This is a genomic window from Streptococcus oralis (genome assembly GCF_015561235.1).
Taxonomy (GTDB): domain Bacteria; phylum Bacillota; class Bacilli; order Lactobacillales; family Streptococcaceae; genus Streptococcus; species Streptococcus oralis_BK.
Genome location: NZ_JADMTC010000001.1, coordinates 160,349 through 173,557 on the forward strand (window position 1 = coordinate 160,349; position 13,209 = coordinate 173,557).

Below are 13,209 nucleotides of genomic sequence, written 5' to 3' on the forward strand. Positions count from 1 at the left end.
CATGAAATTAGCTGTCATTACAGATTCTTCAGCCTATTTAGAGGAGAAGACGCTGCAAAGAGAGAATCTATTTATCTTGGATATTCCTGTTAACATTGATGGGGAGGAGTATGTTGAAGGTGTCAATCTGACTGCTGAGGAATTTTATCAAAAAATGGTTCAGTCTGTAGAATTGCCTAAAACTAGTCAACCAAGTATTGCCAAATTGGATGAGATTCTTAGTTCTTTGAAAGACGAGGGTTATACCCATGTCTTGGGACTCTTTCTTTCGTCAGGAATTTCAGGTTTTTATCAGAACATCCAATACATGTTGGATGAGTATGATGGCTTGACCATTGCCTTTCCAGATACCCATATCACAAGTTCCCCTCTAGGATTTATGGTAGAGAGTGCCTTTGAATGGGCAGAACAAGGCGATGATTTTGCCCAGATTCAGGAGAAGTTGGGGATTCAAATTGCTGATAATTCAGCCTTTATCATAGTAGATGATCTCGACCACTTGGTTAAGGGAGGACGTTTGTCAAATGGGGCAGCCGTCTTAGGGAATCTCCTCAGTATCAAGCCTATTCTTTATTTCAATGACCAAGGTGTGATTGAAGTTTACGAAAAAGTTCGTACAGAAAAGAAAGCAATTAAACGTTTGGTGGAAATCATCAAGGAGTTGACAAAAGATGGGAACTACCGTATAACAGTCATCCATGGCAATGCTCCTCAAAAGGCAGCGGATTTACGTCAGCTTTTGATGGATAGTGGTGTGACTGCTGAAATTCCAATTGAAACCTTTGGTAGTGTCATTGGGACCCACCTTGGAGAAGGTAGTATCGCCTTGAGCTATACACCAATCGTCTAAATTGTTCTTACAGGCTTTGTATCTTAGCAATTGAACACGGCCTACCTGCCTCTTGAAAAAAGATGTCTGTCTTGCCTTTCATGGAAAGTCAGCGCCATTCCCTATTTTTCATGGGCAGCTAGCGTCCTTTGTATCTTAGTCAGGAGTAGAGATGAGTATTCGAGTAATTATTGCCGGTTTTAAGGGAAAGATGGGCCAGGCTGCTTGTCAGATGGTCTTGGCTGATCCAGACTTGGACTTGGTCGCAGTTTTGGATCCTTTTGAGTCTGAGTCAGAATGGCAGGGAATTCCTGTTTTCAATGATAAGGCTGACTTGGCTGGTTTTGAAGCGGATGTTTGGGTGGATTTTACTACACCAGCCGTTGCCTACGAAAATACACGCTTTGCTCTTGAAAATGGCTTTGCTCCAGTAGTTGGAACAACAGGATTCACTAGTGAAGAAATTGCAGAACTAAAAGCATTTTCTCGTGAACAAGATTTGGGTGGCTTGATTGCCCCTAACTTTGCCTTGGGAGCTGTCTTGCTGATGCAATTTGCGGTGCAGGCTGCCAAATATTTCCCAAATGTGGAGATTATCGAGCTCCATCATGACAAGAAAAAAGATGCTCCGAGTGGAACAGCTATTAAAACTGCCGAGTTAATGGCAGAAGTTCGAGAGTCTATTCAGCAAGGTGCGCCTGATGAGGAAGAATTGATTGCAGGTGCTCGTGGTGCTAACTTTGATGGCATGCGCATACACTCAGTCCGTCTACCAGGCTTGGTAGCCCATCAGGAAGTCATCTTTGGCAATCAGGGGGAAGGATTGACCCTTCGTCATGACTCCTATGATCGCAGCTCCTTCATGACAGGGGTGAATTTGGGAATCAAAGAAGTTATCAAGCGTCATGAGCTTGTCTATGGATTAGAACACTTATTATGAGATTAACGCAAATGCCTTCTGAATTTCAGAAGGCTTTACCAGTATTAGAAAAAATTAAAGAAGCAGGCTTTGAGGCCTATTTTGTTGGGGGCTCCGTCAGAGATGCCCTACTCAATCGCCCCATCCATGATGTGGACATCGCGACGTCTTCTTATCCAGAAGAAACCAAGCAGATTTTTCCACGAACAGCCGATATTGGAATCGAGCACGGAACCGTCTTAGTTTTAGAAGGGGACGAGGAGTATGAGGTAACCACCTTTCGGACCGAAGATGTCTATGTGGACTATCGCAGACCCAGCGCGGTTTCCTTTGTGCGTTCGCTAGAAGAAGACCTCAAGCGCCGTGATTTCACGGTTAATGCCTTTGCCTTGGACGAGACAGGCGAAATCATTGACTTGTTCTATGGATTAGAAGATTTAAAAAATCAAGTCTTGCGAGCAGTTGGAGTGGCTAGTGAGCGTTTCAACGAAGATGCTCTGCGCATTATGCGTGGTTTCCGTTTTCAGGCCAGTCTCGGTTTTAAACTTGAGTCAGAAACTTTTGAAGCGATGAAGACTTTGACACCACTCTTGGAGAAAATTTCTGTGGAACGCACCTTCGTTGAGTTTGATAAGCTCTTGCGGGCACCTTTTTGGCGAGTTGGTCTGTCTTCCATGATTGAGAGTCGAGCTTATGACTATCTTCCAGATATGTCAGGAAACCAGGACAAGCTCAACAGACTGTTTGATTTGGAGACTGATTTCACTTTTGAATCCTCCGAACAAGCCTGGACAGCTCTATTGTGGGCTTTGGAGATTAAAGATGCACAGCCATTTTTGAAACATTGGAAGACCTCACGCCAGTTTGCCAAGCAGGTTCAGGATTTACTGACTATTTTAGCTTTGCGTGAAAAGGGAGACTTGAGCAAGCGTGATTGTTACCGCTTTGACTTGGATTCCCTTCTACAAGCTGAAAGTCTTCGTCAGGCTCAAGGAAAAGCAGTTAATCCACAAGCCATTACAGAAACTTACCAGAGTTTGACCATTCATGATAAGAAAGAAATCCAGATTAACGGTGGAATTTTGATTAAGGAATATGGTTACCAGCCAGGACCAGACTTGGGAGAGATTTTAACAGTGATTGAGTTTGCCATTGTCGATGGAGAATTGGAAAATGACCGTCAAGCCATCCATGCTTATCTGAGGGAGAAAAAATGAGTGATTTTATCGTTGAAAAACTAAGCAAATCCGTTGGTGACAAGACAGTTTTTAAGGATATTTCCTTTATCATCCATGACTTGGACAGAATCGGTCTAATTGGTGTCAATGGGACTGGTAAGACCACTCTGTTAGATGTTCTTTCTGGTGTTTCTGGCTTTGATGGGGATGTCAGTCCCTTTTCGGCTAAGAATGACTACAAGATTGGCTACTTGACTCAGAATCCAGATTTTGATGATAGCAAGACGGTCTTGGATACTGTTCTATCCAGCGACCTCAAGGAAATCCAGCTCATTCGTGAATATGAGTTAATCATGCTCAACTACAGTGAGGACAAGCAGGCTCGTTTGGAACGGGTCATGGCAGAGATGGATTCTCTCCAAGCTTGGGAAATTGAAAGCCAGGTCAAGACGGTCCTCAGCAAGCTAGGTATTCAGGCCTTGTCGACTCCAGTTGGTGAATTGTCAGGCGGTCTGAGAAGACGGGTTCAGTTGGCGCAAGTTCTCCTAGGAAACCACGACCTCTTGCTTCTGGACGAGCCAACCAACCACCTGGACATTGCGACCATTGAGTGGCTGACTCTTTTTTTGAAAAATTCCAAGAAGACAGTTCTCTTTATCACCCACGATCGTTATTTCCTAGATGCACTATCAACGCGGATTTTCGAGTTGGACCGAGCAGGCTTGACCGAGTATCAGGGCAATTACCAGGACTATGTTCGCCTCAAAGCCGAACAGGATGAACGCGATGCCGCTCTCCTTCACAAAAAGGAACAACTTTACAAACAAGAATTGGCTTGGATGCGTAGACAACCGCAAGCGCGTGCGACCAAGCAGCAGGCTCGGATCAATCGTTTCCACGACTTGAAAAAGGAAGTTTCAGATAATCCTACTGAGACAGACTTAACCATGAACTTTGAGACCAGTCGGATTGGTAAGAAGGTCATCGAGTTTAAAGATGTTTCCTTCGCTTATGAGAACAAGCCGATTTTACAAGATTTTAACCTCTTGGTGCAGGCCAAAGACCGTATCGGTATCGTTGGTGACAACGGTGTTGGAAAATCTACCCTACTTAATCTGATTGCAGGAATTCTTGAGCCGACAGCAGGTCAAGTTGTGATAGGGGAAACCGTTCGTATCGCCTATTTTTCTCAACAAATCGAAGGCTTGGATGAAAGCAAACGGGTCATCAATTACCTGCAGGAAGTAGCAGAAGAGGTTAAGACTAGTGGTGGTTCTACGACTTCCATCGCTGAGTTGCTAGAGCAATTCCTCTTTCCACGTTCGACGCATGGAACCTTGATTGAGAAATTGTCTGGTGGAGAGAAAAAACGCCTTTATCTCCTCAAACTACTCCTTGAAAAACCAAATGTTCTTCTTTTGGACGAGCCGACAAATGACCTAGATATTGCGACTTTGACAGTCTTAGAGAATTTCTTGCAGAGCTTTTCAGGGCCTGTATTGACAGTTAGCCACGACCGTTATTTCCTGGATAAGGTAGCGACCAAGATTCTCGCTTTTGAGGATGGCAAGATTCGTCCTTTCTTTGGTCATTACACCGACTACCTTGATGAAAAAGCCTTTGAAACTGATATGGCCAATCAAGTGCAAAAGGCCGAAAAGGAAAAAGTAGTCAAAGTCCGTGAAGACAAGAAACGCATGACCTACCAAGAAAAGCAGGAGTGGGCAAGCATTGAAGGGGATATTGAAGCCTTGGAAAATCGTATCGCTGCTATTGAAGAAGAGATGCAGGCAAATGGCTCTGACTTTGGCAAATTGGCGACGCTTCAGAAAGAGTTAGACGAGAAAAACGAAGAACTCCTTGAAAAATACGAGCGCTATGAATACCTAAGTGACTTTGATAGTTAGGTGAATAGAAAACTCCTGTCATTATGACAGGAGTTTTCTATTCTTCTTTTTTAGTCTCTTGATGAAAGATATTTTGCCAAGTCTCATGGCGACGCCAGATACTGGTATGGACGATTCCGTCCATCTCATAGCAAATGAGCTTGGTTTTCTGACTAATGGAAGTGATTTGAATATCCTTAATCGCAACACTATGTTCTTTTTCGGCTTGATAAGCGACTTTATCCATCTGCTCTCCATCTTGACGGATATAGAGAAAGTCCTCAGCAAGGAGTTCTTCTAGCTGATTTCCTTGGTCAATCAATTGCTCACGCATGAGCAGTTTTTTGTGGACATTGTCTAAAATCTCGTCCTCAGGTATGGGAGCAGGCTCGATATGGACATCGGTATCAAAGACTCCGAAACGCTCTTCCAGCATGGACTCGACCTGGTCTGCAATTTCGTGACTTTCATAGACTGATAGATCAGGATTCATCTCCAGGGTGATATCAAGGTAGATATTGCTACCGTAGGTCCGCCCTCTTTGGGACTTGACCTTACTAATCTTTGGAATCTCCATGATGGCCTTTTGGTAGTCCTCTAGCAGACGGTCATCAAAACCATCAGAAAGACTGAAGGAAGACTCGATAAAGATATCATAGGCTGTCTTTAAGATAAAGAAGGTGATAATGATAGCGACCAATTTATCCACGATTGGATAATTGAAACTGCTGGCTAGGATAGCAATGGAAGTCCCAAGCGAGGTGACAGCATCGGAAAGATTGTCCTTAGCAGCTGCCTTCAGAGCCTTGGATTTGGATTTCTTACTGAGGCGTGTGTTATAGAGATAAACAGCAAACATGACCGCTGCCGAAATGATTCCTAGAGTTGCACCCAGAGGATCGATAATCGTTTGTTCCCGACTGAGGATTTTCTGAATAGTGTCCCGAAGCACATCAAAGCCAACATAGAACATGATGATGGAAGTAATCAAGCTAGCCAAATCTTCAATTTTCCAGTGACCAAAGCGATGGTCACGGTCAGCAGGTTGGCGGGCCATCCGAATCCCAATCAAGAGAGCAACATTTCCGATAATATCGGATACGTTGTTGAAACCATCTGCCACCAAACTGGAAGAATGCAGGAGGTGACCAGTTGCCAATTTTGCTGCAGACAAGAGGAGGTAGGTTGAAATGCTGATAATGGCTCCACGTTCTGCCAATTTGAGATTTGACATGGATTGGTTCATCGGGCTTCCTTTCTAGTCATATAGTATTCTACCATTATACTGGTTTTCAAGGGAAAATTCAAATTTAGTCTTGTTTCATCGGATTTAAACCCTTGAAAATTGTTCAAATTTTGATATAATAGTACTACTCAAGGGAGTAGCTGGCAGAAACCTGTGATAGTGTCGTCATTCCGAATTGTATACTGAAAAGTATGTTTTCCGGCACTATCTTAAACAGCGAGACTTGTTATGATTAACAGGTCTCTTTTTGTTTGTCATAAAACCAAAAGAGAACTTGTTTTGCACACAATGTCAAGGAGGAGACACATGTCAAAAGAACAAAAACGCCAAGCGTTTTATACTCAGAGTCCTGAAGAGGTCTTGAAGTCAGTTGAAGCAACTGAGCAAGGTCTCTCGTCTAGCGAAGCGCAGAAACGCCTAGCTGAATATGGGCGCAATGAACTGGAAGAGGGTGAGAAAAAATCACTCCTAGTCAAGTTTATCGAGCAGTTTAAGGATTTGATGATTATTATTTTGGTGGCTGCAGCCATCTTGTCCGTCATAACTTCTGGTGGGGAAGATATTGCAGATGCCATCATTATTCTAGCAGTTGTTATCATCAACGCAGCCTTTGGTGTTTACCAAGAAGGAAAAGCAGAAGAAGCCATCGAAGCCCTCAAGTCTATGTCTAGTCCAGCAGCACGCGTTATTCGTGATGGGCATATGGCTGAGATTGACTCAAAAGAATTGGTACCAGGTGATATCGTTGCCCTTGAAGCAGGTGACGTCGTGCCAGCAGATCTACGTTTGCTAGAAGCTAATTCTCTTAAAATCGAAGAAGCAGCTCTAACAGGTGAGTCTGTTCCAGTTGAAAAAGACTTGACTGTCGATCTCTCTGCAGATGCTGGTATTGGTGACCGTGTCAATATGGCCTTCCAAAACTCAAACGTGACCTACGGTCGTGGTCTTGGTGTTGTTGTCAATACAGGTATGTACACTGAAGTGGGTCATATCGCTGGCATGCTCCAAGATGCTGATGAGACAGACACGCCACTCAAACAAAACTTGAACAACCTTTCTAAGGTCTTGACCTATGCTATCTTGGTCATTGCCCTTGTTACTTTTGTTGTTGGTGTCTTCATTCAAGGAAAAAATCCACTTGGTGAGTTGATGACCTCTGTTGCGCTTGCTGTTGCAGCCATTCCAGAAGGACTCCCAGCTATCGTGACGATCGTTCTTGCCCTCGGTACTCAAGTTTTGGCCAAACGAAACTCTATCGTTCGTAAGTTGCCAGCAGTCGAAACGCTTGGTTCGACTGAAATCATCGCTTCTGATAAGACTGGTACGCTTACCATGAACAAGATGACAGTCGAGAAAGTCTTCTATGACGCAGTCCTACATGACTCAGCTGATGACATTGAACTGGGCTTGGACATGCCTCTTCTTCGTTCAGTTGTTTTGGCCAATGATACCAAGATTGATGCAGAAGGAAACCTGATCGGGGATCCAACGGAAACAGCCTTCATCCAGTATGCCTTGGACAAAGGCTATGATGTTAAAGGGTTCTTAGAGAAATATCCTCGTGTTGCTGAGTTGCCATTTGACTCAGATCGTAAACTCATGTCAACGGTTCATCCATTGCCAGATGGTAAATTCCTCGTGGCAGTCAAGGGGGCTCCAGATCAACTTTTGAAACGTTGTGTTGCTCGTGATAAAGCTGGAGATGTTGCTCCGATTGATGAGAAAGTCACTGAATTAATCCATACAAACAACTCGGAAATGGCTCACCAAGCCTTGCGTGTCCTTGCAGGTGCTTATAAGATTATCGATAGTATTCCAGAAAATCTTACTTCTGAAGAGCTTGAAAACAACTTGATCTTTACTGGTTTGATTGGGATGATTGACCCTGAGCGTGCTGAAGCTGCAGAAGCTGTTCGAGTGGCTAAAGAAGCGGGAATCCGTCCAATCATGATCACTGGTGACCACCAAGACACAGCAGAAGCTATTGCTAAACGTTTGGGAATCATTGATGAAAATGACTCCGAAGACCATGTTTTGACTGGTGCTGAGCTTAACGAACTTTCTGATGAAGAATTTGAAAAAGTCGTTGGTCAATACTCTGTTTATGCGCGTGTATCTCCGGAGCACAAGGTTCGTATCGTGAAGGCTTGGCAAAACCAAGGTAAGGTTGTTGCCATGACAGGTGACGGTGTTAATGACGCTCCAGCTCTGAAAACAGCCGATATCGGTATCGGTATGGGAATCACTGGTACTGAGGTTTCTAAGGGAGCTTCTGACATGATCCTTGCAGATGATAACTTTGCGACCATCATCGTCGCAGTTGAAGAAGGACGTAAGGTCTTCTCAAACATTCAAAAGACTATTCAGTACTTGCTTTCTGCCAATACGGCTGAAGTATTAACAATCTTCTTATCAACCTTGTTTGGTTGGGATGTACTACAGCCAGTTCATCTCTTGTGGATTAACTTGGTAACCGATACCTTCCCAGCTATCGCTCTTGGTGTTGAACCAGCTGAGCCAGGTGTTATGACCCACAAACCACGTGGAAGCAAATCAAGCTTCTTCTCAGGTGGGGTCTTGAGTTCCATTATCTATCAAGGTGTACTTCAAGGGGCACTCGTCTTGACTGTTTATGGTCTTGCTCTTGCTTATCCGGTCCATGTAGGAGATAATCACGCCATTCACGCGGATGCCCTCACCATGGCCTTTGCAACGCTTGGTTTGATTCAGCTCTTCCATGCCTACAACGTCAAGTCTGTTTACCAATCCATCTTGACAGTCGGACCATTCAAGTCTAAGACCTTCAACTGGTCAATCTTGGTATCCTTCATCCTCTTGATGGCAACAATCGTTGTAGAACCGCTTGAAGGTATCTTCCACGTAACCAAACTAGACTTATCGCAATGGGCCATCGTTCTAGCTGGAAGCTTCTCAATGATTCTTATCGTCGAAATCGTTAAGTTTGTTCAACGTAAACTTGGTCTTGATAAGAATGCGATTTAAAAAGAAAGTCATCTTCGGATGGCTTTTTTTGCATCTGAGGGAAAGGACTAGAAGTTGCCCCCTTTTGTGCTATAATAAAGTAAAGTTGTAAGGAGCGTAAGAGAATGGAAAAGAGAATTGTCCGAGATGTCTTATTTTTGTCGCAGGTCTCGAAACCTGCAAGTCAGGAAGACCTTTATCTGGCTAAGGATTTGCAGGATACCCTGCTGGCTAATCGCGAGACCTGTGTCGGTCTGGCAGCAAATATGATTGGCGTGCAGAAGCGTGTCATTATCTTTAATCTTGGCTTAGTTCCTATGGTCATGTTTGACCCCATTCTCCTTTCCTATAAAGGACCTTACGAGACAGAGGAAGGTTGTTTGTCCTTGACTGGGGTACGGCTAACGACTCGTTATGAAACGATTACGGTTTCCTATCGCGATAGCAAGTGGCAGGAACAGACTATTACACTGACGGGTTTTCCAGCTCAGATCTGCCAGCATGAACTGGATCATTTGGAAGGACGGATTATTTAGGAGGAACTCAGATGAAACGCATACTTTTTGAACTTGTTTTTATCGCAACGACATGGTATATCTTTTTACCACCCTTCAATCTGACTAGCTGGGAATTCATCTTCTTTCTCTGTGGGCATTTGGTGGTGATGGGGATTTTGTTTAGTTTCCGCAAGGATACCAATCTCCTCAAGACAGTTCACCTACGCCATGGCAAGGCTGCCAAAGATCTCAATCTAGAAGGATTCCTTTTTACAAAACTTAGTAGAGGATTGTTTCTGATTGCAGGCCTTATCTTTGCCCTTGCTGGTCTGGTAAGCCTAGTGACCTCTAGCTTTTTCCAAGCAAAAAATTATGCTAATGTGGTATCCATTACAGAAAAAGACTTTAAAGATTTTCCTAAGAGTGATACCAGTAAGGTTCCAATCCTAGATCGGAGCACTGCAGCAAAGATTGGAGACCGTTATCTAGGATCTCTGACGGATAAGGTCTCCCAGTACGTGGCAGCAGATACTTATACCCAGCTGACGGTTGATGGCAAACCTTATCGAGTGACTCCTTTGGAGTATGCCGACCCGATCAAATGGTTTAATAATCAGTCCAAGGGAATTGGTGAGTATATCAAGGTTGATATGGTGACAGGAAATGCGGAATTGGTGGATTTAAAAACGCCGATGAAGTATTCAGACTCCGAATATTTTAACCGCGATGTCAAACGTCATCTTCGAATCAAGTACCCAACTAAGATTTTTAAAACGCCATCCTTTGAGGTGGATGATGCAGGCAATCCCTTCTATGTAGCAACCGTTTATCAAAAGCAGTTTGGTCTAGGAGTCCCTCGTCCTTCATCTGTTATTATCTTAGATGCTACCAATGGAGAAACCAAGGAATACAGCTTGGATGAGGTACCAGAATGGGTGGATCGTGTCTATCCAGCAGAAGAAACTATCGAACAAATCAACTACAACGGCAAGTATAAAGACGGCTTCTGGAATGCCTTGATTTCTAAGAAAAATGTTACCCAAACGACTGAGGGCTATAACTATCTTTCTATCGGAAATGACATCTATCTCTACACGGGGGTGACTTCAGCAAACGCTGACGAAAGTAATCTAGGATTTATCCTTGAAAATATGCGCACTGGTGAAATCACCAAGTACAATCTAGCATCAGCAACCGAAGAATCAGCCCGTGCTTCCGCAGAAGGAGCAGTGCAAGAGAAGGCCTATAAGGCTACCTTCCCTATTCTTGTCAATCTCAATGACAAGCCTCTCTATATCATGGGCTTGAAGGACAATGCAGGCTTGGTCAAGGAGTACGCATTGGTCGATGCCGTGGAGTACCAAAACGTCATCGTAGCAACTACGGTAGATGAACTCCTTAGCAAATATGCCAATAAAAACGACCTAGAGCTGGATAATGAAACGGTAGAAAACATCAAGGGAGTGGTTTCAGATCTTAAATCAGCTGTCATCAAGGGGGATACCGTCTACTTCTTTAAAGTTGATGGCAAGATTTATAAGGTCAAGGCTTCAGTGTCAGACGACCTTCCTTACCTCGAAAATGGCCAATCCTTTGAAGGTCAAGTTGGAAAAGATAATTATCTCAAGATCTTTAAAGTCAAGTAAAAGAAACCTCGGTGTGAACCGAGGTTTTTAAGATGAAATTCTTGGTCGTGATTAAAAAATATGCTACACTAACAATATGAAAATTTTAATCCCAACAGCCAAAGAAATGAACACAGACCATCCTTGTATCGAAGCGCTCCCTTTGAGGGAAGAAAGTCAGGCAGTCCTTGACTCACTGGCGCATTACTCAGCTAGTGAATTAGAAAGTTTTTATAAGGTATCTGCCGAGAAAGCAGAAGAAGAGTATGCTCATATTCAAGCTCTAAAAGATCACAGGGCTAAACATTATCCAGCCCTGAAACTCTTTGACGGTCTCATGTATCGTCACATCAAACGAGATGGGTTAACCGAAGCTGAACAAACCTATCTTGAAAATCATGTCCTGATTACCTCGGCTTTATACGGTGTTGTCCCAGCCTTGTCGCCTATGGCTCCTCACCGTTTGGATTTCTTGATGAAATTAAAAGTAGCTGGTAAAACCCTAAAGACTCATTGGAAGTCAGCCTACGATGAGGCCCTACAAGATGAGAACTTGATATTCTCACTCCTATCATCAGAGTTTGAAACCGTATTTTCGAAGGAAATCAGAGAAAAGATGGTGACCTTCAAATTTATGGAGGACAAGGCAGGTCAGCTGAAAATCCACTCAACTATTTCAAAAAAAGCCCGTGGCGCCTTTTTGACCGCCTTGATAGAAGGGCAAATCCATACAGTCGAACAAGCTCGCAAACTCAGTTTTGCAGGTTTTGACTACCGACCTGATTTATCCAGTGATTTAGAACTCGTCTTTGTGAAACAAGCATAAAACCAGCTCATTCGAGCTGGTTTTTGATGGATTAGTTGATGGCTGTAAGAAGGTCGTCAGCCTGTTTTGCAAGTGATGAAGCAGTTGCTTCTTCTAACACCAATTTTCCGTCTGCCCAAGCAGAGTCATTGACACGAGCAGCTGTAAAGTCACCAACGACTTGTGTACGGATAAATGGCAAGAGATCTTTATAAATAGCAAAGAGTTGATCGTGACCGGCATTGGCTACAGATGAGACAGTAACAAACTTGTCTTGGAGGGCAGAAGTACCACGTGTATCAGACAAGTCAAGGGCACGAGAGAGCCAGTCAAGCAAGTTTTTCACGGTTCCAGGGATAGAGAAGTTGTAGACTGGAGAGAAAATCCAGATGGCATCGGCAGCAAGGACTGCTTCACGAGCAGCAGCTACAGCTGGATGAGTTGGAACTTCCAAATCTTGGCTGAAGAGAGGAACAGCTGAGTAATCAAGATAGCTAACTTCCGCTTTTCCAGCAAGTGCTTTTTCAGCTTCGAGGGCCATTTGGTGGTTGAAAGAACCTTGGCGAAGGGATCCGACGATAAATAGTACTTTTTTAGACATGATATGTCTCCTTTAGTTTAAAATTCAAAGAGCGAACTCTTTTGTTACCATCCATGTTACAACAAATGATACTAATTAGCAATAATTTTGCTCACAAATTTTTAAATTTTTTTAAAATGCGGATTAAGTCTTCCTTTTCATCATCTTCCAAGATGCTGAGTGCTTCTACGATCGAATCGATATGGTCAGGAAGAACCTCCTCGATTTTTCTGCGTCCTGCAGGTGTTAATTTCAGGAAAAAGGAGCGACGATCCTTGGGGTCACAAGTTCTAGAAATCCACCCATCTCGAACCATGTTTCGAATGACAACAGTCATGTTTCCAGAAGTGGCTAGCATTTTTTCGATCAAATCCTGAATGCGTAGTTCCCCCCTGCTATAGAGGGTTTCCAAAACTGAAAATTGGGTGGGTGTTAGCCCGTGTTCTTTAGCAGCCTTGGCTTCATATGGTTTAAAAGTTCGTATGGCTTTATTGAGGACGATAGCCGTTTTTAAGTCTAGTTGATTATCGGAAATTTTCTCTTTTAAGTATTGTTTCATAAGGCTATTTTATCAATAATGAGAGAGAAAAACAAGAACTTACATTTTATATTATAGGAAAAGAATCTTAGAATGTTCCTGTCTTCACTTGTAATAAAGGAGG

11 protein-coding genes are annotated in these 13,209 nt (G+C 43.4%); 8 read left to right on the forward strand and 3 right to left on the reverse strand.

The genetic code is table 11. The features are described 5' to 3' along the window. Position 1: 1 nt before the first annotated feature. The 4 genes from I2H52_RS00940 to I2H52_RS00955 all read left to right on the forward strand — a co-directional run bounded on the left by I2H52_RS00940 (position 2) and on the right by I2H52_RS00955 (position 4,833). The gene (locus I2H52_RS00940; protein ID WP_045616824.1) at positions 2-850 is read left to right on the forward strand and encodes a DegV family protein; all 849 of its coding nucleotides are present in this window, start codon (positions 2-4) and stop codon (positions 848-850) included. Between the two features lie 151 nt (positions 851-1,001). After that, on the forward strand, positions 1,002-1,769 hold the full coding sequence (gene dapB / locus I2H52_RS00945; RefSeq protein ID WP_045616825.1) for a 4-hydroxy-tetrahydrodipicolinate reductase: 768 nt from the start codon (positions 1,002-1,004) through the stop codon (positions 1,767-1,769). Continuing rightward, positions 1,766-2,965: a CCA tRNA nucleotidyltransferase gene (locus I2H52_RS00950; protein WP_084824143.1), complete on the forward strand. Its 1,200-nt coding sequence runs from the start codon at positions 1,766-1,768 to the stop codon at positions 2,963-2,965. The genes dapB and I2H52_RS00950 overlap by 4 nt, the downstream gene beginning before the upstream one ends. Then, positions 2,962-4,833, forward strand: a complete 1,872-nt coding sequence (locus I2H52_RS00955; protein ID WP_045616827.1) for an ABC-F family ATP-binding cassette domain-containing protein — start codon at positions 2,962-2,964, stop codon at positions 4,831-4,833. The genes I2H52_RS00950 and I2H52_RS00955 overlap by 4 nt, the downstream gene beginning before the upstream one ends. Positions 4,834-4,870: 37 nt before the next feature. Here the strand turns inward: I2H52_RS00955 and I2H52_RS00960 are convergent, their stop codons facing one another. Continuing rightward, entirely contained in the window at positions 4,871-6,058 is a 1,188-nt protein-coding gene (locus I2H52_RS00960; protein ID WP_195593748.1) for a cation diffusion facilitator family transporter, read from the reverse strand. A gap of 306 nt (positions 6,059-6,364) precedes the next feature. Between I2H52_RS00960 and I2H52_RS00965 the strand changes: the two genes are divergently transcribed. The 4 genes from I2H52_RS00965 to yaaA all read left to right on the forward strand — a co-directional run bounded on the left by I2H52_RS00965 (position 6,365) and on the right by yaaA (position 11,988). Continuing rightward, positions 6,365-9,061 carry a cation-translocating P-type ATPase gene (locus I2H52_RS00965; RefSeq protein WP_195593751.1) on the forward strand — a complete coding sequence of 899 codons (2,697 nt, stop codon included), beginning with the start codon at positions 6,365-6,367 and terminating at the stop codon, positions 9,059-9,061. Between the two features lie 104 nt (positions 9,062-9,165). Beyond that, on the forward strand, positions 9,166-9,576 hold the full coding sequence (locus I2H52_RS00970; protein WP_195593754.1) for a peptide deformylase: 411 nt from the start codon (positions 9,166-9,168) through the stop codon (positions 9,574-9,576). Positions 9,577-9,587: 11 nt separating this feature from the next. Then, positions 9,588-11,183 (forward strand): hypothetical protein, encoded by a 1,596-nt coding sequence (locus tag I2H52_RS00975; protein WP_195593757.1) that lies wholly within the window; start codon positions 9,588-9,590, stop codon positions 11,181-11,183. Positions 11,184-11,259: 76 nt separating this feature from the next. Then, positions 11,260-11,988: a peroxide stress protein YaaA gene (gene yaaA / locus I2H52_RS00980; protein ID WP_195593760.1), complete on the forward strand. Its 729-nt coding sequence runs from the start codon at positions 11,260-11,262 to the stop codon at positions 11,986-11,988. 31 nt (positions 11,989-12,019) lie between these two features. Here the strand turns inward: yaaA and I2H52_RS00985 are convergent, their stop codons facing one another. Together I2H52_RS00985 and I2H52_RS00990 are read right to left on the reverse strand one after the other, a co-directional pair. Next, positions 12,020-12,568, reverse strand: a complete 549-nt coding sequence (locus I2H52_RS00985) for an NADPH-dependent FMN reductase (protein WP_195593763.1) — start codon at positions 12,566-12,568, stop codon at positions 12,020-12,022. A gap of 91 nt (positions 12,569-12,659) precedes the next feature. Beyond that, the gene (locus I2H52_RS00990; RefSeq protein WP_045616835.1) at positions 12,660-13,106 is read right to left on the reverse strand and encodes a MarR family winged helix-turn-helix transcriptional regulator; all 447 of its coding nucleotides are present in this window, start codon (positions 13,104-13,106) and stop codon (positions 12,660-12,662) included. Between the last annotated feature and the right edge of the window lie 103 nt (positions 13,107-13,209).

What these genes read in the sequence shown, in the direction of transcription:
- I2H52_RS00940 (WP_045616824.1), top strand. Translation starts at nt 2, where the DNA reads ATGAAATTAGCTGTCATTACAGATTCTTCAGCCTATTTAGAGGAGAAG.
- dapB (WP_045616825.1), top strand. Translation starts at nt 1,002, where the DNA reads ATGAGTATTCGAGTAATTATTGCCGGTTTTAAGGGAAAGATGGGCCAG.
- I2H52_RS00950 (WP_084824143.1), top strand. Translation starts at nt 1,766, where the DNA reads ATGAGATTAACGCAAATGCCTTCTGAATTTCAGAAGGCTTTACCAGTA.
- I2H52_RS00955 (WP_045616827.1), top strand. Translation starts at nt 2,962, where the DNA reads ATGAGTGATTTTATCGTTGAAAAACTAAGCAAATCCGTTGGTGACAAG.
- I2H52_RS00960 (WP_195593748.1), bottom strand. Translation starts at nt 6,058, where the DNA reads ATGAACCAATCCATGTCAAATCTCAAATTGGCAGAACGTGGAGCCATT.
- I2H52_RS00965 (WP_195593751.1), top strand. Translation starts at nt 6,365, where the DNA reads ATGTCAAAAGAACAAAAACGCCAAGCGTTTTATACTCAGAGTCCTGAA.
- I2H52_RS00970 (WP_195593754.1), top strand. Translation starts at nt 9,166, where the DNA reads ATGGAAAAGAGAATTGTCCGAGATGTCTTATTTTTGTCGCAGGTCTCG.
- I2H52_RS00975 (WP_195593757.1), top strand. Translation starts at nt 9,588, where the DNA reads ATGAAACGCATACTTTTTGAACTTGTTTTTATCGCAACGACATGGTAT.
- yaaA (WP_195593760.1), top strand. Translation starts at nt 11,260, where the DNA reads ATGAAAATTTTAATCCCAACAGCCAAAGAAATGAACACAGACCATCCT.
- I2H52_RS00985 (WP_195593763.1), bottom strand. Translation starts at nt 12,568, where the DNA reads ATGTCTAAAAAAGTACTATTTATCGTCGGATCCCTTCGCCAAGGTTCT.
- I2H52_RS00990 (WP_045616835.1), bottom strand. Translation starts at nt 13,106, where the DNA reads ATGAAACAATACTTAAAAGAGAAAATTTCCGATAATCAACTAGACTTA.